This window comes from Acinetobacter sp. RF15B (assembly GCF_007558235.1).
Classification (GTDB): domain Bacteria; phylum Pseudomonadota; class Gammaproteobacteria; order Pseudomonadales; family Moraxellaceae; genus Acinetobacter; species Acinetobacter lwoffii_C.
Genome location: NZ_VLSR01000006.1, coordinates 1 through 23,452, shown reverse-complemented (window position 1 = coordinate 23,452; position 23,452 = coordinate 1). Strand labels below are relative to the sequence as shown.

19 protein-coding genes and 2 pseudogenes are annotated in these 23,452 nt (G+C 41.8%); 10 read left to right on the top strand and 11 right to left on the bottom strand.

What is annotated here, in order from left to right; genetic code table 11:
- Positions 1 to 181 precede the first annotated feature (181 nt).
- The 4 genes and pseudogenes from E2K74_RS06175 (at position 182) to E2K74_RS06160 (ending at position 4,577) form a co-directional block, all read left to right on the top strand.
- A pseudogene (locus E2K74_RS06175) lies at positions 182 to 1,036 on the top strand (IS982 family transposase).
- Between the two features lie 171 nt (positions 1,037 to 1,207).
- Positions 1,208 to 2,422, top strand: a complete 1,215-nt coding sequence (locus tag E2K74_RS06170) for an alpha/beta hydrolase family protein (protein WP_413773038.1) — start codon at positions 1,208 to 1,210, stop codon at positions 2,420 to 2,422.
- A gap of 97 nt (positions 2,423 to 2,519) precedes the next feature.
- Positions 2,520 to 3,293: a glucose 1-dehydrogenase gene (locus E2K74_RS06165; protein ID WP_151206850.1), complete on the top strand. Its 774-nt coding sequence runs from the start codon at positions 2,520 to 2,522 to the stop codon at positions 3,291 to 3,293.
- A gap of 552 nt (positions 3,294 to 3,845) precedes the next feature.
- A complete protein-coding gene (locus E2K74_RS06160) occupies positions 3,846 to 4,577 on the top strand; it encodes a carbonic anhydrase (RefSeq protein WP_151206754.1) in 732 nt (243 codons plus the stop codon).
- Positions 4,578 to 4,680: 103 nt separating this feature from the next.
- Here the strand turns inward: E2K74_RS06160 and E2K74_RS06155 are convergent, their stop codons facing one another.
- Positions 4,681 to 5,145, bottom strand: coding sequence for a BLUF domain-containing protein (locus E2K74_RS06155; protein ID WP_151204483.1), 465 nt, complete (start codon positions 5,143 to 5,145; stop codon positions 4,681 to 4,683).
- A gap of 171 nt (positions 5,146 to 5,316) precedes the next feature.
- Positions 5,317 to 7,020: a M61 family metallopeptidase gene (locus tag E2K74_RS06150; RefSeq protein ID WP_151206753.1), complete on the bottom strand. Its 1,704-nt coding sequence runs from the start codon at positions 7,018 to 7,020 to the stop codon at positions 5,317 to 5,319.
- A 175-nt stretch (positions 7,021 to 7,195) separates the two neighbouring features.
- Between E2K74_RS06150 and E2K74_RS06145 the strand changes: the two genes are divergently transcribed.
- The 3 genes and pseudogenes from E2K74_RS06145 to slyD all read left to right on the top strand — a co-directional run bounded on the left by E2K74_RS06145 (position 7,196) and on the right by slyD (position 9,588).
- Entirely contained in the window at positions 7,196 to 8,509 is a 1,314-nt protein-coding gene (locus E2K74_RS06145; RefSeq protein WP_151204481.1) for a D-alanyl-D-alanine carboxypeptidase PBP6B, read from the top strand.
- A 285-nt stretch (positions 8,510 to 8,794) separates the two neighbouring features.
- A pseudogene (locus E2K74_RS06140) lies at positions 8,795 to 8,969 on the top strand (NAD(P)/FAD-dependent oxidoreductase); the annotation flags it as partial.
- 136 nt (positions 8,970 to 9,105) lie between these two features.
- Positions 9,106 to 9,588, top strand: coding sequence for a peptidylprolyl isomerase (slyD, locus tag E2K74_RS06135; RefSeq protein WP_151206752.1), 483 nt, complete (start codon positions 9,106 to 9,108; stop codon positions 9,586 to 9,588).
- Between the two features lie 157 nt (positions 9,589 to 9,745).
- Here the strand turns inward: slyD and E2K74_RS06130 are convergent, their stop codons facing one another.
- From E2K74_RS06130 to E2K74_RS06105, 6 genes are all read right to left on the bottom strand, one after another.
- A complete protein-coding gene (locus tag E2K74_RS06130; RefSeq protein ID WP_151206751.1) occupies positions 9,746 to 10,522 on the bottom strand; it encodes a M48 family metallopeptidase in 777 nt (258 codons plus the stop codon).
- A gap of 112 nt (positions 10,523 to 10,634) precedes the next feature.
- Positions 10,635 to 10,943: a hypothetical protein gene (locus E2K74_RS06125; protein ID WP_151206750.1), complete on the bottom strand. Its 309-nt coding sequence runs from the start codon at positions 10,941 to 10,943 to the stop codon at positions 10,635 to 10,637.
- Positions 10,944 to 11,137: 194 nt separating this feature from the next.
- On the bottom strand, positions 11,138 to 12,457 hold the full coding sequence (locus E2K74_RS06120) for an adenylosuccinate synthase (protein WP_151206749.1): 1,320 nt from the start codon (positions 12,455 to 12,457) through the stop codon (positions 11,138 to 11,140).
- Positions 12,458 to 12,528: 71 nt separating this feature from the next.
- Entirely contained in the window at positions 12,529 to 13,695 is a 1,167-nt protein-coding gene (locus tag E2K74_RS06115; protein ID WP_151206748.1) for an ATP phosphoribosyltransferase regulatory subunit, read from the bottom strand.
- A 1,010-nt stretch (positions 13,696 to 14,705) separates the two neighbouring features.
- The gene (locus E2K74_RS06110; RefSeq protein WP_151206747.1) at positions 14,706 to 14,999 is read right to left on the bottom strand and encodes a hypothetical protein; all 294 of its coding nucleotides are present in this window, start codon (positions 14,997 to 14,999) and stop codon (positions 14,706 to 14,708) included.
- A gap of 184 nt (positions 15,000 to 15,183) precedes the next feature.
- On the bottom strand, positions 15,184 to 16,212 hold the full coding sequence (locus E2K74_RS06105; protein WP_151204474.1) for a type I glyceraldehyde-3-phosphate dehydrogenase: 1,029 nt from the start codon (positions 16,210 to 16,212) through the stop codon (positions 15,184 to 15,186).
- A 385-nt stretch (positions 16,213 to 16,597) separates the two neighbouring features.
- Between E2K74_RS06105 and alaS the strand changes: the two genes are divergently transcribed.
- From alaS to csrA, 3 genes are all read left to right on the top strand, one after another.
- Positions 16,598 to 19,291: an alanine--tRNA ligase gene (gene alaS / locus E2K74_RS06100; RefSeq protein ID WP_171480654.1), complete on the top strand. Its 2,694-nt coding sequence runs from the start codon at positions 16,598 to 16,600 to the stop codon at positions 19,289 to 19,291.
- Positions 19,292 to 19,356: 65 nt separating this feature from the next.
- Positions 19,357 to 20,637 (top strand): aspartate kinase, encoded by a 1,281-nt coding sequence (locus E2K74_RS06095; protein WP_151204473.1) that lies wholly within the window; start codon positions 19,357 to 19,359, stop codon positions 20,635 to 20,637.
- 252 nt (positions 20,638 to 20,889) lie between these two features.
- Positions 20,890 to 21,144 carry a carbon storage regulator CsrA gene (gene csrA / locus E2K74_RS06090; RefSeq protein WP_151204472.1) on the top strand — a complete coding sequence of 85 codons (255 nt, stop codon included), beginning with the start codon at positions 20,890 to 20,892 and terminating at the stop codon, positions 21,142 to 21,144.
- A gap of 88 nt (positions 21,145 to 21,232) precedes the next feature.
- Here csrA and rnhB read toward each other — a convergent pair whose 3' ends face one another.
- The 3 genes from rnhB to E2K74_RS14830 all read right to left on the bottom strand — a co-directional run bounded on the left by rnhB (position 21,233) and on the right by E2K74_RS14830 (position 23,299).
- Positions 21,233 to 21,823, bottom strand: coding sequence for a ribonuclease HII (gene rnhB, locus E2K74_RS06085; protein WP_151206746.1), 591 nt, complete (start codon positions 21,821 to 21,823; stop codon positions 21,233 to 21,235).
- Positions 21,824 to 21,879: 56 nt separating this feature from the next.
- Positions 21,880 to 22,254 (bottom strand): hypothetical protein, encoded by a 375-nt coding sequence (locus E2K74_RS06080; RefSeq protein WP_151206745.1) that lies wholly within the window; start codon positions 22,252 to 22,254, stop codon positions 21,880 to 21,882.
- A gap of 853 nt (positions 22,255 to 23,107) precedes the next feature.
- The gene (locus tag E2K74_RS14830; RefSeq protein WP_227548012.1) at positions 23,108 to 23,299 is read right to left on the bottom strand and encodes a hypothetical protein; all 192 of its coding nucleotides are present in this window, start codon (positions 23,297 to 23,299) and stop codon (positions 23,108 to 23,110) included.
- Between the last annotated feature and the right edge of the window lie 153 nt (positions 23,300 to 23,452).

The window sequence follows — 23,452 nt, the reverse complement described above, 5'->3', positions numbered from 1 at the left end:
GTACTTTCTGACAGATCATGCCAAGAAAAGTACACGGTAATGCAAGATAGACTTAATTTTTAAGCTTCGTATAACCTGTATTATGTTAATTTTAACCCGAATCGCGGATAAGAAATTAACTTGAAAAAAGGTGGCTGAAAACCATTAGGAAGTTACCACACCACCTACGCCTTCAGCCACCATGTTCGATTTTACATATTTCTTCTGCATCATTGATGATTTTTTTCAGAAGTTTGAAGCAACCTATTGGGATTTTTTAAAATACAGCCACAAACGTTTGAGAATGTGACCTTCTCAATTGAAACTTTCAGAAATTGTGTTCATTGCTATTTGGTATAAGTGCTCTCATTTCAAGAACTTTAAAGCCTTCTTCTTTTCATTAAAGCAAAATCAACTCTTTAGCTCTTTGCCGTGCTACCAACGAATGATTCATCTCATCAGAACACATCAACTGGCACTGCATGCTTTACACTTTGCCTTGATGAAAGATTGTCACAGTTATTATTTATGGATCGATTCGACGACGCTACCTGTATGTAAAAATCAGCGGATTCAACGGCATAAATCCCTGATAGCGATTGCGACCCGCGGCAAAAGCTCAATGGGCTAGTTCTACGGCTGTAAATTACATATTGTGATGAATCAACTTGGAGAAATAGTTTGTTCGGCATTATCCAATAGACATGTGGCTGATATAAAAATGGTTGAACAGTTGGTAAACGGATTAAAGATAAAGCTCTACGCTGATCGTGGCTATATCAGTCAGGAATTAAAGAGCAGATTAAAAGCACGAGGTACTGATTTGATTACCTATCACCGAAAGAATATGAAATCTGTACAACTCTCCATATCAGATGAATATCACTTAAGGCAGCGTAATAAAATAGAGACTTTATTCAGCCTGTTAAAAGTGAAATATCATTTAGTGACGAGTAAAGCCAGAAGCATTGAAGGATACTGAGCTGGAATTTATGCCTCTTTATGTGCTTACCAATTATGCCATCAAAACAAGCCAATTATTCGAATAATGGAATGATTGGCTTAAGCAGGATTCGGGTTAATTTTAGGAAAACTTTATAATCTTTGTGAAAATGACATAATAAAAGAAGCTTCGAGTATCACTATAAAGCTTAGGCGCACACCGAATTTTTAATACTTTATTTAGAAAGCTGGATAAAGCTGATACATTAAGAATGACATTATAAAGATGGTACCAGTAATGAAAATTAAATATCCCATTCTAAAATTGGTCGTAAGCTGCCTTTGCTTTAACTCCACATATGCAATAGCCTCTCCTGTCCTTCCCAATAATAATAAAGTCCAAACGTCGAATATCTCCAGTAAAACGCCAGGAACAATACTATCGATAAAAGAAGAGAATATCGATCTATTTACCAATGCTTCACAGCGGTTCTTGATCACTTACCGTAGTCGCGGAGTACAGTCTGAACCAATTGTGACTTCAGGATATCTCTTACTCCCTAAAGGTAAAGTACCCCAAGGAGGTTGGCCTGTTCTTGCTTGGGCTCATGGCACAACTGGTGTAGCAGACACTTGTGCGCCTTCAGGAGATTATGCCGACGGTCCAGTTCATCCTTATCAACAAATTGCTGCGAAAGCACTAAATGCCTGGCTTGCTCGCGGATATGCAGTCGTCGCCCCTGATTATCAGGGTTTAGGTACCCCAGGTGGACATCCCTATATGAATGCGCAAAGTCAGTTATATACTGTCGTTGATGCTGTCCGGGCAGCTCACCTTTTAAAGCCTTATAAATTTAGTAAAGACTGGTATGTTATGGGTCATAGTCAAGGAGGTGCAGCTTCCCTTAAGGTTGCTACTGATGGCCGAAAAGATGCACCTGAGCTCAATCTAAAAGGTGCCATTGCACTCGCACCAGGTGGCTATCAATACCAAGGAATCGCTGAATACGTAACAACCCATACTCCAATTGAAACCGGTGTGGCCGCATTTTTTCCAATTGTGCTTTTGGGAGCAGAAGCAGCAGATCCTAGCCTGGCTCCAGCAAATTTAGTTAGCTCAGACATGACTAAAGTTCTAAATTATGCACGTAATCGCTGTTTGTCAGAATTACAATATGAGCTAAAGGCAGCACCTCAAACAGTTTTTAAACCAAATGTAAATTTGGCACCTTTGACAAATTATTTAAAAAAACAGTCTATTGAGAATATGACACCTATTGTGCCAACGCTCATTGTACAAGGTGATAAAGATCAGCTGGTAGATTACCGTGATACTTATGCTTACTATCAGCAAGTATGTAAGAAGCAAAAACCTATTTCCTTTCACCTAATCAAAAATGGAGATCATCGTGACTCTTTAAGACAAAGTGAACTCCTGATTGGAAGCTTTATCAATTCAGTTGAACAAGGGAAAATTGTAAATACCTGCAATTCAAAATGATGCGGTAGATTTAGGATTTTGAACTCAAAATAAAACTCTGCCGTAGAAGAATTAAATATTTCGAGTCTTAATATACACATGGGAATAAATCAAAATGATGCCACAAAGTTTATTATCACTGACGAATAAAATAGCACTTGTAACAGGCGGTGCAGCAGGTATTGGGAAAGCCAGCGCTCTCATTCTTGCACAAGCAGGCTCGGACGTTATGATTGCCGATTTAAATGTAGAAGCAGCTAAACATACAGCAGAAGAAATCAAGAAACTGACCGGACGCAACATACAATATGTTGCATGTAATATTCTGCAAGATGATCAATTGGTCAATGCAGTGAATAAAACAATCGAAACCTTTGGCCATATTCACATCTTGGTGAACAATGCGGGAGGTGGCGGCGGTGGCCGTGAATCTCCTGATCAAATTAGCGTATATACTATAGAGCGTGATTTTCAGCTTAATGTGTTTGCTGCTTGGCGATTGTGTCAACTCGTCGCGCCGCATATGAATAAAGCTGGCTATGGTTCAATAATAAATATCAGCTCTATGAGTTCAATTAACAAAAGCCCTGCTATGAGCGGATATGCATCATCAAAAGCTGCTTTAAACCATATGGTCGCTAATTTAGCCCATGATTTTGGTCCGAATATACGTATTAATGCGGTAGGACCTGGAGCGATTCGTACCGTAGCATTAGAAAAAGTACTGCAGCCTGACATTGAAAAAAGAATGCTTTCCCATACCCCATTACAACGATTAGGTGAACCGGAAGATATCGCGAGAGCTGTATTATTCTTTGCCTCACCTATTTCATCATGGGTTTCTGGCCAAACCTTATTTGTAAATGGTGGTGGTGTACAAACACTTGATTAAAAGTGCGATCTAAAACCTAAAATTATTTTAAGTTGAATAGGATGTGCTATCTGTATTTGCCGGCATAGTAATAGGCCTAAAGCTGCTACATAGATCTCAACTGAATCTACCTCCATTTAATATAATGGGTGTATATGAAATAAGAAAATCCTAGACCAGTGTCTAGGATTTTAACTTAAAAAAAATATAAAAATTAATAATATAGAATAAATTTTTCAGCTTATATAATTGGTATTAGGTTAATTTCAGGGAAACTTAATCACGTTCTAATAGAACTTTAGATGATGCTGATTAATCAGCTAGAGATAACTTTTTAGAAGAGCGACAGTTTAAAAATTTTCTCTATTTTTAGTGCATAGCAATAAGTTGGACTTTATTCTCTATCTATTGGATAAAATTTTTTCTTTAATACTGGCTAAAATCAGCTCATATAAATGATAATTATGGCTCATAAAAACACAGTTGTTTAATAAATAAACAGGCTTTTAAGTTTCCTTTTATATTACTGACTATAATTAAAATTCTTTTATCAACATCAACATTGAGTTAAAAATGAAATTTAAAGCACTTATGGTTTTAACGCTCTTTGCGTCTAATGCAGCATTTGCTGGAGCTAATTTAGATTGGGGCTATGCAAATCAACAAGCACCCGAGCACTGGGCTGATATCAGTGAAAAATATGCTGCATGTAATGGTAAAAACCAGTCACCAATTAACATTGATCAGACTATAAAAGCAGAATTACCTCCATTGAAGTTCAATTATGTATCTAACTCTAAAAGCATTATTAATAATGCACGTACGGTACAAGTGAATTTCAACGAAGGTAATTACTTGTTATTAGACAATAAAAAATTTGAATTAAAACAATTCCATTTACACAGCCCGAGTGAAAATAGAATTCATGGCAAAACCTACCCAATGGAAATGCATTTAGTTCATGCATCACCAGAAGGTGAATTAACAGTGGTTGCCCTAATGTTTGAAGAAGGCAAAAAGAATGAAAAACTTGCTAAATTATGGAAGGAATTTCCTAAAACTGCAGGTGATACAAAAACTTTAAAACACCAAGATATAGCAAGTGCATTTTTACCAGAAAATCTTGATTATTATCGTTTTAATGGTTCATTAACTACACCTCCTTGTTCAGAAGGCGTGAGATGGATTGTTCTCAAAGATGTTCAACAGGCATCAGCAAAGCAAATTAAAGCGTTCTCAAAATTAATGGAACATCCTAATAATCGCCCTACACAAGCTCAAAATGCCAGATTAGTACTCGAATAACTTTACAAATCTTAATTTTATAAAAATGGGAGCTTTAAGCTCCCATTTTCGACTTCATCTAATGTATCTTATGTTCATTTTATTCATTCAAAGATCGGCTTTTTCAAATTGGATTTGAAGTAATTAAAGCTTTACTTTTTAATATAGAAAAATTATCAGCATGCTGACTGAGTAATTCTATAAAAGGTGGAATCGTAGAACTGCTTAATAAATACGGATTAAAAATATCATTATGATTCTCTGAGAAAAAATCAACTACCTCCTGATCAATGTTGGCATATTTCATATACCAATTAGAAAAAAGATATGTATCGATCTTCTCAAGATAAAGAACTTCACAATTTTCATGACGTGGATCTTTTAAAATTTTATCATGAAAAAGATGTTTTACTTTATCTTCTTGCCCCTCTAGACATTGAACAAAGTAATCATTTCCATAATAAAGCGCCCCATAGATTTGATTCGCTCCATTAAACTTTAATGCTTCGGTTAAAATTTCATAAAGTTCAGACTTAGAATAAACTTTAGATCTGAACTTACTTACATATAATAATCGTATATTAGTCATTGGTAGTTCTTCTTAAGCTTTATAGACTTAAGTATATAATAGAAACAAATAATCCCCTATTTTTAGGGGATTATTTGTTGATTTAACATAAAATCTCTTGTGGGTAATATTCGATCAAGTCTGAATTAATACACCGCACCGGTTCTACCTTACATTAATCCAGTTTACCAATTAAGCTTTTAACCATTTCTCAACTTTGGCCTGATCTTCAACTTTGAGTTCCACTTCTGTCAACTCAGAACCACCTGCCTGAACTTCAAAACGCATCAGCTCATCGCGGCGGAAAGCATGAACAGCATAACTCCCTTCTTGCTTCGCATATTTCTCTACAAGTTTAGTCGTCGCTTTCAGACCATCAATCGCAACAATCACATCATGGGCAGATAAGCCTGCTGTCACCCCAGTACCATTACGGCGAGCGGATTGAATCAGCACACCTTCAGGTTTATCTAAGAGTTTCAGACCGAATGGGAGCGATTTGTCATTTTTCAGACTATAGCTCAGGCCAAACTCAGGGAAAAGCTGATCCAATGGTAACTCATCTGTCGTATTAATCAGGTGATTGATCTGCTCGACCCAGTCATCACCCGTGAGTTCCTGACAAAGCTCAAAGATCGTGCGTTCATTGACCTGAATGCCGTTTTGCGCATTTTCATACAGTTTACGCATCAAAGCATCCAAACTTGAACCGCGCAGACGCAGGCCGAGGTCCAGACACAAAGCGACCAGACCGCCCTTATTATAATAACTGGTGCCCGCATTATTCGTGTTTTCATCCTGACGATAGAACTTCACCCAGGCATCAAAACTCGACTCCGCCACAGACTGAACAAAACGTCCCGGATTTTGCAGATAACGGTCAATCTGTGCCTTTAATAAGCTCAGATAAGATTCCTGATTGATCACACCGCTACGCAGCAAAATCAGGTCATCATAATATGAAGTAAAACCTTCAAAAATCCACAGCAAAGAAGTATAGCCTTCTTTGTTCAGGTCATAATTAACAAAGTTTTCAGGACGGATAAATTTCACTAACCAGGAATGAAAATACTCATGACTGCACAGTCCGAGGAAACGCTGATAATCTTGGGAAGGCTGTTCCGGCTCATCCGCCTTAGGCAGGTCATCACGTGGCGTAATCAGGCTGGTCGAGTTCGGATGCTCCAGACCACCATAACTATTCCCGGTTGCCATGGTCATAAAGGTATAATTTTCAAAAGGAGCTGAGCCGAACATGGCGATTTCTGTAGCACAGATTTTTTCAATATCCTGCTGCATGCGCTCCACATTCATGCTGTGTTTACCTGATACAACAAACTCATGCGGAATGCCATTGGCCTCAAAACTGAAACGGGTCTGCTCTGCCAGCTCAAATGGTGCATCAATTAATTCGGCATAATTTTTAGCTTTAAGGGTAAAGCGGCCTTTGACCAGACTTTTGGCTTGCATGCCAGTAGCGAGCTGGAAATGCTTCAGCTCATCAGGCAGAAATACTTCCACTTCCACTTCTTTATGTTCATGGCCTTCCAGTCCCAGACAGGCGCAGGCTGGGTTTACATAAAGACGGTTCTGATCTACATAGGCACCACGCACCGACAAATCATAGGCATAAACATCATATTCCACCGTAATCAGTTCATGATCGGTATTAAATAAACGCCATTTGTTTTTTTCAAATTTCTGGATTTTTAGCTGACGGCCTGCCTCATCATAAGCCTTGACCGCTTCAATATGCTTGGAGAACTCACGAATCAGGTAACTGCCCGGAATCCAGGTCGGTAAAGAAAGCACCTGCGTTGGATCTGCCAAAAAGCGAACAGTTACGTGAATAAGATGCTGACGGTAATCGTCAAATTCGATTTGATAATGCAACATAATAGGCGATATAAAATACAGATAAATAAGTTATGGCTTAGCTTAGCATTTTTTAGACCTGTATTGCTCGGCTGTCGCATTTGTCTACATTTCTGACTAGCTATCCTGAAAAAAAAGGCATAGCATGCCTAAAAATTAAATCGTTCATCGACCATCTGGTTATAAAGGAACATCTTTGAAATACATCATCTCACTGATTGCAGTGCTCAGTCTGTTTGTCCCTGCAATTTCGTATGCTGCCCTACTGAATATTCTTCCAGAAAGTGTAGAAGCAGAAGCCTGGACGATTCTTGATGCACAGTCTGGTCAAGTCATTGCCGAGCATAATGCAGATGTTCAGCGTGCGCCAGCTTCGCTGACCAAAATGATGGTGGCCTATATTGTCCTCAAAGATATTCAGGCCGGGAAACTGGATAAACATACAGTTTTAACAGCGAGTCCTGTGGTGAAAACCATCATGTGGGATGAGTCGCAGATGTACCTAAAAGAAGGTGAGCAGATTTCCGTTGACCAGTTACTGGCTGGTCTGATTATCATGTCAGCAAATGATGCAGCAGTGACTTTAGCAGAAAAAGTTTCTGGCAATATCCCTAAATTTGTAGACCGGATGAATCAGGAAGCCAAAGCTCTGGGCATGGAGCATACCTATTTTCAAAATCCAGCCGGTATTACCATGCCTCAGCATTATTCAACAGCAGCCGATCTGGCACGTTTGTCGATGGCGGTGGTGAATGAAACTCCGGATTATCTGTATTATTCCAAGCAGCCGAGTTTTAGCTATAACAACCATTTTCACCGCGCCACTAACTTGGTGCTCAAGCTTGATCCGAGTGTAGATGGCTTAAAAACCGGTTTTACTCGCGCTGCTGGTTATAATCTTGCCTTGACTGCTAATCGCTTAACCCATGATATTGAAATACCGAATCGTCGTCTGGTTGTGGTGGTACTGGGCAGCAAAAGCGCCCTAAAACGTGCGGAAATAGCGCATAAGCTGATGAATTTGGCTTATACCTACACCCGTAATGAAGTTGCAATTAAAGATCAGCAATTATTGGCTGAGCTGCCAGTAATTAAATCAACTTTAAACATGTTTAAGGTCCAAACCAAGCAGCCGCAGATTGTGACCACTTCGCTCTATGACCAGCACTACACCATTGATCTGAACCAGTTTGATCAGGCCCAGCAACGTGTCATGCTCGATACTGGTAATGGTATCTTACAAAGTATCGAACCCTTACCAGAAACCCAGACCCACATTAATGTGGAAATCACTACGCCTGAATTGATTGCCCCTTTGGCAGCTGTCGTGCCGTTAGCAACGGTACAAATCTACCAAAACAACCAGCTTATTCGTACCATCCAGATTGAAGATCGGGTCGATATTGAAGAGGCAAATATTTTTCAAAAAGCGTTCATCTGGTTAAAAAGCCTGTTCAGTTTCTTTACAGATAGTGCTCCTGAAGTAAAGCTTTATCCAATTGAAAAATAAACCCACCCTATTTAGCTTTGAATATTCTGACTAGAAGATAAGCATGTTATCTTCTAGCTTTCTTCTCTCTTTTCCTACTTATAATTCTAAATTTTAGGGAAAAACGTTTTTCTGAATCACGCTTATAAAACTACTACGTTTTATAATTTTTCTAACAATTTTACTTAAGACCTGTTCAAGCCCATACATAGTATAAGTAATTGCATACTTACTGTATTTGCACGAGAAACATAACAACAAGCAGGTTAATCATATAACCGCGCATAAAAATCATTGTAATAACAAAAAGTGGTGGGCGAATTATTAGGACAGGTCAATGTATCAGGTTTTATGGCTAAATTCATATATCTCCTTATATCGACTTCATCAGGCTACTATTCATGCTTATGCCGATGCAGGCCTATTAATCGCTAAAGATTTTGTTACAGGTAAAATTTCTCCAAAGCTAAAATTGCATTGAAATACAGAAATTTGTCCTCATTATTTAAAAAATCGTCATTAAAAAGGTCAAATTGCATTTTTTTGCTAATTTTAGTCTACAAAAATACAATTTCACTTTATGATGTACCCTTAAGAAAATTGAATGGATCAATAACATGACTGCTATTGCAAATGACCTCGTGGTTTCTTTCCACTACACATTGACTAACGCAGAGGGTGAAACTCTCGACAAATCTCAAGGTGAACCACTTGCCTATTTGCACGGTGCAGGTAACATCATCCCTGGTTTAGAAAAAGCTCTAGAAGGCAAAACCGTAGGTGAAAAATTCACTGTGAATGTTCCTGCTGCAGAAGGTTATGGCGAATATAACCCGGATCTGGTACAAGAAGTGCCTAAGCAAATGTTCCAAGGTGTAGACAATATTCAGGCAGGTATGCAGTTCCAGGCTCAAACTGATGATGGCGTTCAAATCGTAACTGTTAAAACAGTTGAAGGCGATAACGTTATTGTTGATGCAAACTTCCCGCTTGCTGGTCAAGATTTGACTTTTGAAGTTGAAATTGTTAAAATCCGTGAAGCTTCTCAAGAAGAACTGGATCACGGTCACGTACACGGTGCGGGTGGTCACAACCACTAAGATCATCCGATCTTAAGTTAAGCATAAAAGGCAAAGTATTTTACTTTGCCTTTTTTATTTAATATCTACTTCATTTCTAAATAAATCACCATAAAAAAAACAGAGCCTGTGCCCTGCTTTTTAAACTCCCCTGATCTTACTGGACCAGAGCCTATGATCATTTATGCTGATTATAAATCTGCATGGCAGCTGGCAGATTCTGACGCATCGCAGCAATACGCTGTGCATTAGATGGGTGAGTGGACAGGAATGTTGCTCCTGTGCTGCTACCTGAAAGCTTGTTCATTTTTTCCCATAAGGTAATAGCTGCATTCGGATTGTAGCCCGCACGTGCCATCAAGCCTAAACCGCCTTGGTCAGCTCGGCTTTCAAGATTACGTGAATATGGCAAGCCTATACCGATCTGGCTGCCTAACTGAGCAACGGCTGCTCCACCCTGTCCAACCCCTGCTGCACTCAGGCCAATGCCTAGTGCCAGATCAGTCAAGGCTTGCGCACCGATTTTCTGCTTAGAATGTTCTTCTAGCGCATGCACCATTTCATGCCCCATAATTGCGGCAATTTCAGCATCAGTCAGATTCAACTTGGTCACAATACCAGTATAAAATACTACCTTACCACCTGGCGCCACAAAAGCGTTTACCTGGTCAGATTTAAGTACAGCCAATTGCCACTGAAATGGTGTACCCGTCTGATTCATCTGGTTCGCATAAGGCTTTAAACGGTTAAATACCGTATTGATACGTTTATAAGTAGCAGAGCTGGTGTCCAACTGGCCTTTTGCTCTGGCATCTGTCACCATGGCATTATAACTTTGTGAAGCGGTGGCATTTAAAGTGACCGTGTCTGCGCCCGCCATATCCGCAATAGTTGTACAACCCGACAAAGTAATAGCTGCTGTGGCACTCATCGCGCATAAAAATTTATTTTTCATTATAATCATTTCCACCTTAAGCAAACGCTAATTGATCTTGTAAAAAATTATAGTTGAAAGATTGTAACAACTAAACGTTGATTTACTTCATCTTCTTATAATTTATGTAATTTTAACCCCAATACTGTATGGCCAGCCAATAGACCAGACAGGCGACATTTAAACCCAAATACAGCTGACAGAGCGGTCTAATTTTCTCTTCCAGAACGACACTTTTACGCTTAAAAAACAGTATCCCATTTTGCAGCAAAATTACCGGTACCAGTACACAGGCAATAATGACACTTAAACCAATGAATGCACCATAAATAATATCAGGGTCTTGGGTTTGGGCACGAATAATCAGCATGGCAATGGTCGGAGCACCACCCATGGCAAACAGCAGTGAATAGAACATGGTTCCTGAAATATTTTTATGCATCCTGCATTCCAGATTTTATCGTGCTCTTATTCTAGCAAGGCTTCACACTTTGCACATAACGGAATAAATTAACTTTAGTCTGAACAAGACCATGATTTCTATATTCTCAAACTATTTTAAAGCCTGAAAAATAATATTTTTCTATAAAAAAACCCTGTGGATTCACAGGGTTTTTTTATCATTCTTGGCTTAAATTAAGCTTCAAACGGGTGGCGAAGAACAATAGTTTCTTCACGGTCTGGGCCTGTTGAGATGATGTCGATTGGACATTCAATCAGCTCTTCCAGACGTTTCACATAGTTGATTGCTGCTTGTGGCAACTGGTCTAGCGATTTGGCTCCGAAAGTTGATTCTTTCCAGCCTGGCATGGTTTCATAAATTGGCTTTAAGGTTTCAAATGCCAGCGCATCAGAAGAACCGACACAACCCGAATCAGCCGCCTCATAACCCACACAAATTTTCACTTCTTCCAAACCATCCAGAACGTCAAGTTTAGTTAAGCAAATACCAGAAAGGGAGTTAACCTCTACCGAGCGGCGCAGGATTTCTGCATCGAACCAGCCACAACGACGCTGACGGCCTGTAGATGCACCAAATTCATTACCTACTGTACCCAGGTGCTTACCGATAGCATCACCTGTATCATTGGCTGCATCATAGATCAGCTCAGTCGGAAATGGGCCTGCACCCACACGCGTTGTATATGCCTTGGTAATACCCAACACATAGTTCAGATGTAATGGTCCTAAACCTGAACCAGAACTTACACCGCCCGCAGTCGTGTTTGAAGAAGTCACGTACGGATAAGTACCGTGATCGACGTCTAGCAGTGAACCTTGTGCGCCTTCAAACATAATGTTGTCACCGTTTTTACGGTATTTGTGCAATTCGCCAGTAACGTCAATTACCAGCGGTGCAACAACTTCACGCCATTGATCACAAAGCGCCAGCACATCCTCAAGTTTAACTGCATCTACACCGTAGAATTCGGTTAACTGGAAGTTATGGTATTCAAGCAGCTCAGTCAGCAGTGCGGTCAGATGCTCGCCACCACGAACCAGGTCAGCCACACGGATTGCACGGCGAGCCACTTTATCTTCGTATGCTGGACCGATCCCGCGACCTGTCGTACCAATTTTCGCATTACCACGCTTTTTCTCACGCGCCTGGTCAAGTGCAATATGGTTCGGCAGGATTAATGGACAGTTTGGAGAAATACGTAAGCGCTCTTTAACTGGTACACCTTCTTTCTCAAGAATATCCATCTCTTTGATGAGGGCTTCAGGAGAAAGAACCACACCATTACCAATTAAGCACAGTACGTTTTCACGTAAAATACCAGATGGAATGAGGTGTAATACAGTTTTCTTACCACCAACCACGAGAGTATGACCTGCGTTATGTCCGCCTTGATAACGAACTACCGCAGCCGCTTGATCTGTGAGCAGGTCGACGATCTTACCTTTACCCTCGTCGCCCCATTGGGTACCAAGTACCACAACATTCTTGCCCATAATAGCCTCATTACATCATGCTGTTAAAATTGAAAGCTTTGCTCAGCGACATGAATGCTGAGCCTAGCGATTTAAATGGTTTTGACAGTCCACTCACCGTTTGCATTCACCAGCTGGTGAGTGGCATACGGAATTGAACTCAATTCATCATTACCTAATAACTGAATCACGTTTAAGCCTTGAGCGCGCGCATTTTGAATGGCCGCCACAAGTGCTGTATCGGTGCCTTTTGGCGCTACGACAACCTGTATGGCTTTAAATTTACCTGTGCTCAATGCATATAAGTCGCACGAGAAACCTGTTGCAGGACGTGCACGACCAAAGTGTCGACCAATTCCGTCATAACGCCCACCTTGTGCCAGTGCGGCAGCACGATTCGGCGCATAGACAGCATACATCAGGCCAGTATGATAGTGATATGAACGCAGCTCCACGACATCCACACCGATGTGTAAATTTGGCCAGCGGGCCTGCACTTCATTTTTCGTACTGAATAAAGCTTCAAAGGCCTGTTTAAAGTCTGGGTTTGCCAGCACGTCTTCACTTAAGTGGGCTTGCAATGCATCAAGATCACTTGCATAACGGCCCAATGCATAGAAATCTTGTCCGAAATTCAAGCCTGCAGTGTATTCCTGCAGTTCTGGCAAGGCTTTACGCTGGTAAAGATCAGACAAACGTCGCTCATCTGCTTTAGTTAGACCGGCTTGCGCTACCATACTACGGAATAATCCGACATGACCCAAGTCCAGGTGAATCCCCTCAGCCACACCAGCTTCCTGAATCAGGCTGATCATCAAATCAACCATTTCCACGTCAGCATCAATACTGTCTGAACCGAACAACTCCGCACCTAACTGCAAAGGCGCACGCGTGGTATTAAAGCCCTGAGGCTTGGTATGAAGTACTGTACCTGCATAGCAATAACGCGCCACGCCTTCTACTGGATGTACATGCGCATCAATACGTGCCACTTGTGGTGTCATATCGGCACGCACACCAAGCAAACGACCTGAAAGCTGGTCGATGACTTTAAAAGTGGCCAGATCTAAATCTTGATTCGATTCTGAAAGAGAAGAAAGAGATTCGATGTATTCAATAAATGGCGTGTAGACCAGCTGATAACCTCGAGATGCAAGGAAATCCAGTGATTGACGACGCATAGTTTCAATGACTTGCGCTTGTTCTGGTAATACATCAGCTACACCATCAGGTAATAACCATGTCTCTGAAATGGGCATGTTGTAAACCTAAATTCTTGTCAGCGCGGAACGAATCCGCATAAAAAAATCGGGAACACACCCGATTTCTCCTAGTCTAACACGATAGTTTTGCCTATGCATCGCAAATTTTATAATTTTCGCAGTCGACTTAGGTTAATCGCTCTCGCGCCTAGACCAGATCAGAGCGAGCTGAATAAATAAGCCATTCAAAAAGTTAAGCGTTTTACATACAATCCTGATTTTACTCAAGTTTATAGATAAAAAAGATATTTATGCCAAACAGGATCATGAGCTGTGTACGATTCCATCTTATTGCCTTATGAACTGTCTGCAATCCAAATACCCCTGCAATTCCTACGCAAAATCCAGTAGCCAGAGATTCTTCCACTCAAAATAATGAAGATAGCACCCGGATTTCATCCAGATGGCCAGAGGAAGATGATAATAAAACTGAAACTCCGGTAGTAGGCTTTAAACTTGGGGTTCCACTGATCAGTCAGTGATATGCAATTTATCGAGCTGGAACGACTTAGGTACAAATAGGTATAAGTCTAGACCAAGTTGGCTCAACCAATGGTTACGGCGTAGATAAGCGACAGAAAGTCACCTATATCTTTACTCCTGTTGATTCATCACAAGCGGTATCATGCAACTGGATAACCGCGACAGGATGAATAACATAAACTTAAAAAGTTTAAAGACTCTATTGAAAAACATAGCTAGAAGCGCATCAGCAATCAAAAAAATTGTGAATAATCAGTATGCCGAATGTCTCACACCAGATGGCGACAGCTGAAATTAGTGCTTCATATATGAGTTTTGATCTCAATATCGACTATTAAAACAGGGCGCTCAGCAAGATCTTTAATTCTCAGCTGCCATAACAAATTGAGCCGGCGAATACCGAGACTGCTTCCTTCTAAAGTTTCTAAAATTATTTAAAGGGTAATATTCGGGAAAAACTTCCCGAATATTTTCCAAAACAAATCGGGTAACCTTGGCCACTTTTTAAATGGATTTATTTCTTGTTATTTTTTCAGATCAACCACTTGTGCCAGCAAACTGACCAGCTCGGCATTTTGTAGCTCCACTTTTTGTAACTTGGCCGTAGTCTGATCCAGCATTTCCTGCTGTACATGCATTTTCTTTGCCAGATCCTGAACGATTTCCAAGGTCTTTTTTAAATTTTCCTCTAAATGTGCCACCTTATCTTCAACTGATACCCCCTGTACAGCAGTTGAATAACCATTATTATTGAATTGCAACCAGATCAGAAAAATGACAGCCACAGTCAATAGTATAATAAATCCCCAAATCAACATCGTATCGTTGCTCTTATTTCATTTAATTATCCTTATCTTAACCAAAAAACCTGTAGTTCATAGAGCTTTTATACATAAATCCAGTGCTTTTCGATCAATTGCTTCACTCCTGTTCTGCCGCTCTGTTTGTTATCTGCCTTTTAATCAAAAAGCACCCGGTTCAGGGTGCTTTTGTAAAATAAACTTAATGTGACTGAAAAGACTCACAGAGGTCTAATAAACGGTTGGCATATCCCCATTCGTTATCATACCAGGCAAAGACTTTGGCTTGATGCCCAACGACCAGCGTCTGGGTCAGGTCTACGATCAGCGAATAAGGCGAATGGTTGAAATCCGAAGATACCAAAGGCTCATCAGTGACGGACATAATCTCGGCAAAGTCTTGACGCGCCGCCTTGATCAGCACTTCATTTAAGTTGTGCTCAGTAATCGGTAACTGAGAAATAAAGGTCAAGTCAATTGCGGCCACATTAATGGTGGGCACCCGTATTGAATATCCATCAATCCGGTCAGTCATTTTCGGCATGACCTGTTTTAAGGCACCGAGCGCACTTGAAGTGGTCGGAATAATATTCTGTCCCGAAGCCCGCGCACGTCTTAAATCACGATGCGCCTGATCCAGTACACTTTGATCTGCGGTGACGGCATGAATTTCTGTCATCAGGGCGGTATCTATCCCAAAGGCATCATCAATGATTTTCACCAAGGGAACCAAAGCCTGTGTGGTACAGGAAACACTGGAAATGATCTGGTCAGACACTTTGACCTCATGATGGTTAACGCCATATACAATCGCGGCATCTACCGTATCGAAGGGTGCCGCCCCGATAATCACACGTTTTGCACCGGCATGAATATGCTGGGTTGCAGCTTCACGGGAACGGAACAGACCGGTACACTCCAGCACCACATCGACTTCCAGGTTTTTCCACGGCAACTGCACCGGATTGGCCTGGCATAAGACCTGGACTTTTAAGCACGCCTCTTGATAGGCAACATGCAGATAAATATGTTCAGCATCATAGCTTAAGTCCACCTGTCCAGGAAAACGGCCATGCGTTGAATCATACTTGAACAGATGCAGTAAAGTTTCGACATTGGCAATATCGTTAATGGCAACAATCTCAAAATTAAAAGCTTTCGGATTTTCAAACCAGGCACGCAGCACATTTCGTCCAATACGCCCAAACCCATTGATTGCCACTCGTTGCATGACCTAACCTTTTATGTGCCGATATTAAAAACGCTTCTATATTAATGGATTTCTCTCACAGTACCGCAAAAACTTTAGGGAAAATAGGAATTTTCGATGTTTCCATTTCCGATCAAACAGACCATATTCAGAAATCCTGTTTTTCTGTCTGCTCAAAAAAGCCTGAAATGTCATATTCTTCTTTATAAGTTTTGATTTGGAAAATCTCCGGCTTGCCCCTGCAAATAAATCATAGCAATTGATTTTAAAATGATTGGTCGAACAGCCATTTTCCGTTATAATTTGGCGTTTTTAAAAATTTAAGCCTGCACGGCAGCAAAGAACTTACCCTCTTGTCAGACTGTCCTGCTTTTAGCCAAACCAGAAATTATGGAGTGACTTGGTTGTGAGTACTCGTTTTATGACATCAGCTGAAATTCGTGAAGCATTTTTGCGTTACTTTGAATCGCAAGGGCATACACGTGTCGCTTCGAGTTCTCTGGTACCGGCCAATGATCCTACCTTGCTGTTTACCAACGCAGGGATGAACCAGTTCAAAGACTGCTTCCTAGGGCTTGAAAAGCGTGACTATGTGCGTGCCGTGTCATCACAGAAATGTGTCCGTGCTGGCGGTAAACATAATGACCTGGACAACGTTGGCTATACCGCACGTCACCATACTTTCTTTGAAATGCTGGGTAACTTCTCTTTTGGTGATTACTTCAAACGGGATGCGATCAAATTTGCCTGGGACTTCCTGACAGGTGACGACTGGCTGGCGCTGCCTAAAGATAAACTGTATGCCACTGTTTACCACACCGATGACGAAGCCTTCGACATCTGGAACAAAGAAATTGGCCTAGATGCAAGCCGTATTATTCGTATTGGTGATAATAAAGGCGAAAAATACGCATCAGACAACTTCTGGGCGATGGGTGACACCGGTCCTTGCGGTCCATGTTCTGAAATCTTCTTTGACCATGGCGAGCATATCTGGGGCGGCTTGCCAGGCACACCTGAGGAAGATGGTGACCGTTTCATTGAAATCTGGAACAACGTCTTTATGCAGTTCAACCGTACGGCAGATGGCGTGCTTCACCCGCTTCCAGCACCTTCTGTGGATACCGGCATGGGCCTGGAACGTATTTCTGCTGTTCTGCAACATGTGAATTCCAACTACGAAATTGACCTGTTCCAGCACTTGCTTAAGGCTGCGGCTGAAATCATTGGTCTGGATACTGCCACACTTCAAGCTGAAGCTGCCGATAAAGGCACGCCAGTTCAGTACCCTGCTTCATTAAAAGTCGTGGCTGACCACGCCCGTTCTTGCTGCTTCCTGATTGCTGATGGTGTCAATCCATCTAATGAAGGCCGTGGCTATGTACTGCGCCGTATTATCCGCCGTGCGGTTCGTCACGGTAACAAGCTGGGTGCGACTGGCTCATTCTTCCATAAAATGCTGCAACCTTTAATTGAAATCATGGGTCAAGCTTATCCTGAACTTGAAGCAAATAAAGCACGTATCGAAGCTGCATTGCTGAAAGAAGAAGAACAGTTTGCAAAAACACTTGAACAAGGTTTGAAATTACTTGAAGGCGAACTGGCAAATCTAAAAGGTTCAGTTATTCCGGGCGAAATAGTATTCAAGCTTTATGACACCTACGGCTTCCCGACCGACCTGACTGCAGATATCGCGCGTGAGCGTGATTTGACTATTGATGAAGCTGGCTTTGATGTCGAAATGGCTGCACAACGTCAACGTGCACGCGATGCAGGTAAATTTTCCATCGACTATAACAGCGTGGTTAAAGTTGAAGGTGAAACCCAGTTTGACGGCTATGATGCCACTCAGGGCCAAGGTCAAATTATCGCGATCTATAAAGATGGTGAACAGGTTGATGAAGTCGTTGAAGGCGATGAAGCACTCATCGTACTCAACCAGACACCGTTCTATGCAGAAAGCGGTGGTCAGATTGGTGATACAGGACTCTTCAAAAATGACACAGGCATTTTTGAAGTACAAGATACCAAAAAATCGGGCGGTGCATTCGTACACCAGGGTATTGTGACTATGGGTAACTTAAAAGTTACTCAAAACGTAGAAGCAACAGTAAAAGCGGACATCCGTGCAGCCACTGCACGCAACCACTCTGCAACTCACCTGTTACACGCTGCCCTGCGCCAAACTCTAGGTTCACACGTTCAACAAAAAGGTTCCCTGGTTGCCTCTGACATCTTGCGTTTTGACTTTGCCAATGACCAGCCTGTAACATTTGAACAGCTGCAAGAAATTGAACGTCTTGTGAATGCGGAAGTAATTGCCAACACTCCCGTGACCACTGAGCTTCTAGACATCGAATCAGCCAAAGCCAAAGGCGCAATGATGCTATTTGGTGAAAAGTATGGTGATGAAGTTCGCGTACTTTCTATGGGCTCAGTGATTGATGAGAAAAACTTCTCGATCGAACTGTGTGGCGGTATTCACGTCAAACGCACAGGTGACATTGGCCTGTTTAAAATTACTTCTGAAGGTGGTGTCGCAGCGGGTATACGTCGTATCGAAGCAGTGACCGGCACTAAAGCGATAGAAGTGGCGCAAAAAGCAGATCGCGACATCAATACCATTAATGGTCTGTTAAAAGCACAGAAAGATCAAACGATTGAAAAAGTTGAAGCACTGGTAGATACAGCATCCCGCCTGCAAAAACAGATTGAACAGTTCAATCAAAAGCTGGCGAACTTACAAGCGGGCGAACTGTTAAGCCAGGTTCAAGAACTTGCTGGTCGCAAAACACTGATTACCACTGTTGAAGGCGTGGATGCCAAATCACTCCGCAACTTACATGATGGTGTGAAATCAAAATTAGAAAATGCAGTCATTGTGCTTGCAGGTGTAGAGGGTGACAAGGTGAGCTTGATCGCATCTGTAGCGAAGGACTTTACTGCGTCTATTAAAGCAGGTGACATCATCAAACATCTGGCGACTGAGCTAGGCGGTAAAGGTGGTGGTAAACCTGACTTGGCACAAGGTGGCGCGCCACTTAACGAGAAGTTTGCTCCTGTCATGGCTGACCTGTCAGCCTGGCTGCAAGCAAAATAAAAAACTTCATTTTGTGTAACTGACTCTGATAGGTACATCAGGGTCATGGTTTAGATGGAACAACTATGGCATTAATCGTTCAAAAATATGGCGGTACCTCAATGGGTACTCCCGAGCGCATTTTAAATGTTGCTCGTCGTGTGAAGCGCTGGCATGACCATGGCCACAAGGTGGTTGTGGTTGTATCTGCTATGAGTGGTGAAACCAACCGCTTGCTTGCTCTCGCGAAGGCCATTACCGAAACCCCTGACCCACGTGAGCTTGACCAGATGGTTTCTACGGGTGAGCAGGTAACGATTTCCATGTTGGCGATGGCGCTCAACTCAATTGGGGTGGCAGCGACTTCCCTTACCGGTCGCCAGGTTGGTATTAAAACTGACAGTTCGTTCACCAAGGCACGTATTGAGTCTATCGATACTGCCGTGTTGACCGAGAACCTTGATGCAGGCCGTGTAATTGTGGTTGCAGGCTTCCAGGGTTTTGATGCCAATGGCAATACAACCACTTTAGGCCGTGGAGGTTCTGATACCTCGGGTGTTGCCCTTGCTGCTGCACTAAAAGCCGATGAATGCCAGATTTACACAGATGTTGACGGCGTGTATACCACGGACCCACGTGTTGCACCTAAAGCGAAAAAAGTAGACCGTATTTCTTTTGAAGAAATGCTGGAAATGGCGTCTTTAGGCTCTAAAGTTCTACAGATTCGCTCTGTTGAATTTGCAGGCAAGTACCAGGTACCTTTACGCGTATTATCAAGCTTTGATAATGAGGACGATGGCGCATTTGACGAAGACTTCAAAAATAACGTCGGAACTCTTATTACTACTGAATCGGAAGACAATATGGAACAGCCAATCATTTCGGGTATCGCATTTAATCGTGACGAAGCAAAACTGACTATCTTAGGTGTTCCTGATGAACCCGGTATTGCGTCTAAAATCTTGAAGCCAATTGGTGATGCCAATGTCGAAGTGGATATGATTATCCAGAACGTTGAAGAAGATGGTACAACGGACTTCACATTTACTGTTAATCGTAGTGAACTGGCCAAAGCCAAAGCTATTTTGGAAGAAACAGCCCGCGCAATTGGTGCACGTGAAGTGGCAACTCGTGATGACATCGTAAAAGTATCGATTGTTGGTGTAGGCATGCGCTCTCATGCAGGCGTGGCCAGCAAAATGTTCACTGCTCTGGCGGATGAAAGTATCAACATCCTGATGATCTCTACATCTGAAATCAAAATTTCTGTGATCATCGAAGAGAATTATCTGGAGCTTGCCGTTCGTTCGCTGCACACTGCCTTCGGTCTAGACCGCGAACAAGGTGAATCTAACGCACGCGCTTAAGAGAACCTGCAAAATACTGTGTTTGTCTGACAGTATTTTATAAATCTCTACAAAAATGCAGAGCCACTATAGTTTTTTTTATAGTGGCTCTGTTATATTAAGCCTAAGGAATTTTTTGTAAATTTGGACAGATTCAAATCTGTAGCTTAGCTAACAGGCTTTTTTTTAGTTCAAATTTTATTTTTGTGATTTTAGGTTGTGTTTTTAGTACATCAATAAATTGCAGGTTTTGCGTTTTGCAAGGAGAAAAACATGCTGATTTTGACTCGACGTGTCGGGGAAACTTTAATGATTGGAGACCAGGTCAGTGTGACTGTACTTGGCGTAAAAGGTAATCAGGTTCGTATTGGGGTCAATGCTCCGAAAGAAGTCTCTGTGCACCGTGAAGAGATTTACCAACGTATCCAGCATGAACGCGCGATGCATGAACATCTTCAACATATCGATCAGGATTATCAACCTTCGTATGAAGATGAAAATCAGACACCCAATAACTTTAACCGTTAATTAAGTGTCCATTATAAAGCGGCTTTAAAGCCGCTTTAAATTTATCTGCCTTCGCTTTTATGCCGTTTAGCCCAGTATAAATCAAGATTTAAACTGCTTGCTGCTGCTCAAGTACAGCTGCCAAGACTTTCTTTACCGGCCCAAAACTGCGGCGGTGTTCATCAATGACACCGTGTAAAGCAATGGCTTCAAAATGCGCTTTGGTCGGATAGCCCTTATGTTTGGCGAAACCAAATTGCGGATATTTCTGGTCCATCTCCAGCATCTGGCGATCACGGCTGACTTTAGCCAGAATACTGGCTGCGGAGATTTCAGCATGTAAAGCATCTCCCCCTACAACCGCCTCACAACTCATCATCAGACCTTCGGGGACTTTATTACCATCCACCAGCACATGATCCGGCTGGAGATTTAAAGCTTCTACGGCACGGCGCATCGCCAATAATGAGGCCTGTAAAATATTGTGTTCATCAATTTCAGCTGCTGACGCCTCTGCAATGGCCCAAGCCAAGGCTTTTTCCTGAATTTCGATAAAAAGCTTTTCCCGTTTCTTTTCACTGAGCTTTTTAGAATCGTTCAAGCCTTCAATCGGATTATCCGGATCCAAAATTACAGCCGCGGCCACCACCGATCCCACCAGTGGACCCCGCCCTGCTTCATCTACACCAGCAATTTTCATTTCATTTCCCATAAAAATAGGCTGTACCTGTCAGCCTATTCAAATTTCATTGCCGCTTAGTTTACAGCTTCTGCGACACAGGCGTGAATCGTTTTTGCTACGACATTGCTTACAATTGTTGCACGTGCAGCAGGATCAATAGCGGCTGTTGCCAAATCAACGGCTGTCACGCTTTGTGGTGCTTTTTCACTCACACAGCCACAGATTTCTGTCTGGACTTCCTGTTTTTGCGTAGCCGTCATCAATCGGGTGACTGTCTGCCAAGCAGGCACATTATTCAATTCAGTTGTACATTTTGCATTGATTGCAATTTTTAAGGCCGCTGTACCCAATTGCTGACTTGTGCTTGGCTGGGTGTTCTCTGGGCCTGTGGCTGCACATGCAGAAAGAAGCAGAGCCAGGGGAGCCATCACAGCTACTATTTTTTTCATCAGGATGTCCTTTTTCAAATAGAAAAATATGGGGTATTGTGCCGAAATTCCAATGATTAAGGAATCTAAAAATAACAAAACTGCTTAGACCTTGTTAATCATTCACCTGTTTGCGAAGTAAGGAAGATATCTCGCAAGATTTTTTAGCTGATATAAGGAATGCGGCAGGAACTTGAGTCATTCTAAATGAATGTCTCATAATGAGGTAGCAGTAAAAAAACATGCTCATCCTCCTGCGCTATGAACAAAGCGATGCTTTGTTCTTGCTTATATAGCTAAAAATTTCTCAGATTTTATGAAGTCTGACAATAGTCTCGATATTTCCTAGGTTTCATGCCTGATCTGCTCAGTTTAAGCTTACAGCGCCAGCCGCTATTCATCAAAGAGAACAACCTAATCTGCAGCCAGCCAAATGCGACATGAAAGCGACGGACAGCCTTGCAGATTTAGAATTACTTCTCTCCTCTGTGTTTGACACGGATCTGGCTATCTTTCCAATTTGGTAATAACAGCATACAAAGCAAAATATCACCCACCTACAACATAGTGGCTGGCTTTATATTTCATGTTAATTGTCCTGCATCTTACTGGTTGCCCATATCGCTAGAGCTTAGGCTATCCGGTGCCTGTTTTATATTTATTTAATATGCCTGCTTTGATTTCAGAAAACCCAGCCAGGACTAGTATTGTCAAACCACTAGCTATCTGGCTATCCTGGATGTTGGCAGTCTGATTGCTCAGTCATATTACAGTGGCGATCAAACATCAATTTTTCGATAAAAACCATGTGCGGAAGAGCATGACAGCCCCCCCAATAATTGCAGAATCAAATAAATAGCTCTAACAACTCAGGCTATTTATTTTGAAGATACTCAGTGGCACAGCCTTTTAGGCTATTGGCAAGCGCCTGCTTGGTCAGCTCAGCCTTAAGTTCCTCATCCACAGTGGCTTTTAATAAGGTCGTAGCCGGTATCTCTTTCAGCGCATGTTCACCAACGCAGCCACACACCTCTTGTTCCAGTTTTTGCTGCTGTAATTCACTCATCAGATAAGTGCTTATTTTCCAGACTTTAGGGCGTGTCCTCATTTGAAGAATTGGTTTTAAATACTTAAAATCCTCCTTTGAGTTATTTTTATTTCTACATTTTCAATGGCACGCACTCTTCTTACCGATGATATCTGGCAGAAAATTCAAGAT

Coding starts and splice junctions, on each gene's coding strand:
- E2K74_RS06170 (WP_413773038.1), top strand. CDS start 1,208: ATGGTACCAGTAATGAAAATTAAATATCCCATTCTAAAATTGGTCGTA.
- E2K74_RS06165 (WP_151206850.1), top strand. CDS start 2,520: ATGCCACAAAGTTTATTATCACTGACGAATAAAATAGCACTTGTAACA.
- E2K74_RS06160 (WP_151206754.1), top strand. CDS start 3,846: ATGAAATTTAAAGCACTTATGGTTTTAACGCTCTTTGCGTCTAATGCA.
- E2K74_RS06155 (WP_151204483.1), bottom strand. CDS start 5,145: ATGACTAATATACGATTATTATATGTAAGTAAGTTCAGATCTAAAGTT.
- E2K74_RS06150 (WP_151206753.1), bottom strand. CDS start 7,020: ATGTTGCATTATCAAATCGAATTTGACGATTACCGTCAGCATCTTATT.
- slyD (WP_151206752.1), top strand. CDS start 9,106: ATGACTGCTATTGCAAATGACCTCGTGGTTTCTTTCCACTACACATTG.
- E2K74_RS06130 (WP_151206751.1), bottom strand. CDS start 10,522: ATGAAAAATAAATTTTTATGCGCGATGAGTGCCACAGCAGCTATTACT.
- E2K74_RS06125 (WP_151206750.1), bottom strand. CDS start 10,943: ATGCATAAAAATATTTCAGGAACCATGTTCTATTCACTGCTGTTTGCC.
- E2K74_RS06120 (WP_151206749.1), bottom strand. CDS start 12,457: ATGGGCAAGAATGTTGTGGTACTTGGTACCCAATGGGGCGACGAGGGT.
- E2K74_RS06115 (WP_151206748.1), bottom strand. CDS start 13,695: ATGCCCATTTCAGAGACATGGTTATTACCTGATGGTGTAGCTGATGTA.
- E2K74_RS06110 (WP_151206747.1), bottom strand. CDS start 14,999: ATGTTGATTTGGGGATTTATTATACTATTGACTGTGGCTGTCATTTTT.
- E2K74_RS06105 (WP_151204474.1), bottom strand. CDS start 16,212: ATGCAACGAGTGGCAATCAATGGGTTTGGGCGTATTGGACGAAATGTG.
- E2K74_RS06095 (WP_151204473.1), top strand. CDS start 19,357: ATGGCATTAATCGTTCAAAAATATGGCGGTACCTCAATGGGTACTCCC.
- csrA (WP_151204472.1), top strand. CDS start 20,890: ATGCTGATTTTGACTCGACGTGTCGGGGAAACTTTAATGATTGGAGAC.
- rnhB (WP_151206746.1), bottom strand. CDS start 21,823: ATGAAAATTGCTGGTGTAGATGAAGCAGGGCGGGGTCCACTGGTGGGA.
- E2K74_RS06080 (WP_151206745.1), bottom strand. CDS start 22,254: ATGAAAAAAATAGTAGCTGTGATGGCTCCCCTGGCTCTGCTTCTTTCT.
- E2K74_RS14830 (WP_227548012.1), bottom strand. CDS start 23,299: ATGAGTGAATTACAGCAGCAAAAACTGGAACAAGAGGTGTGTGGCTGC.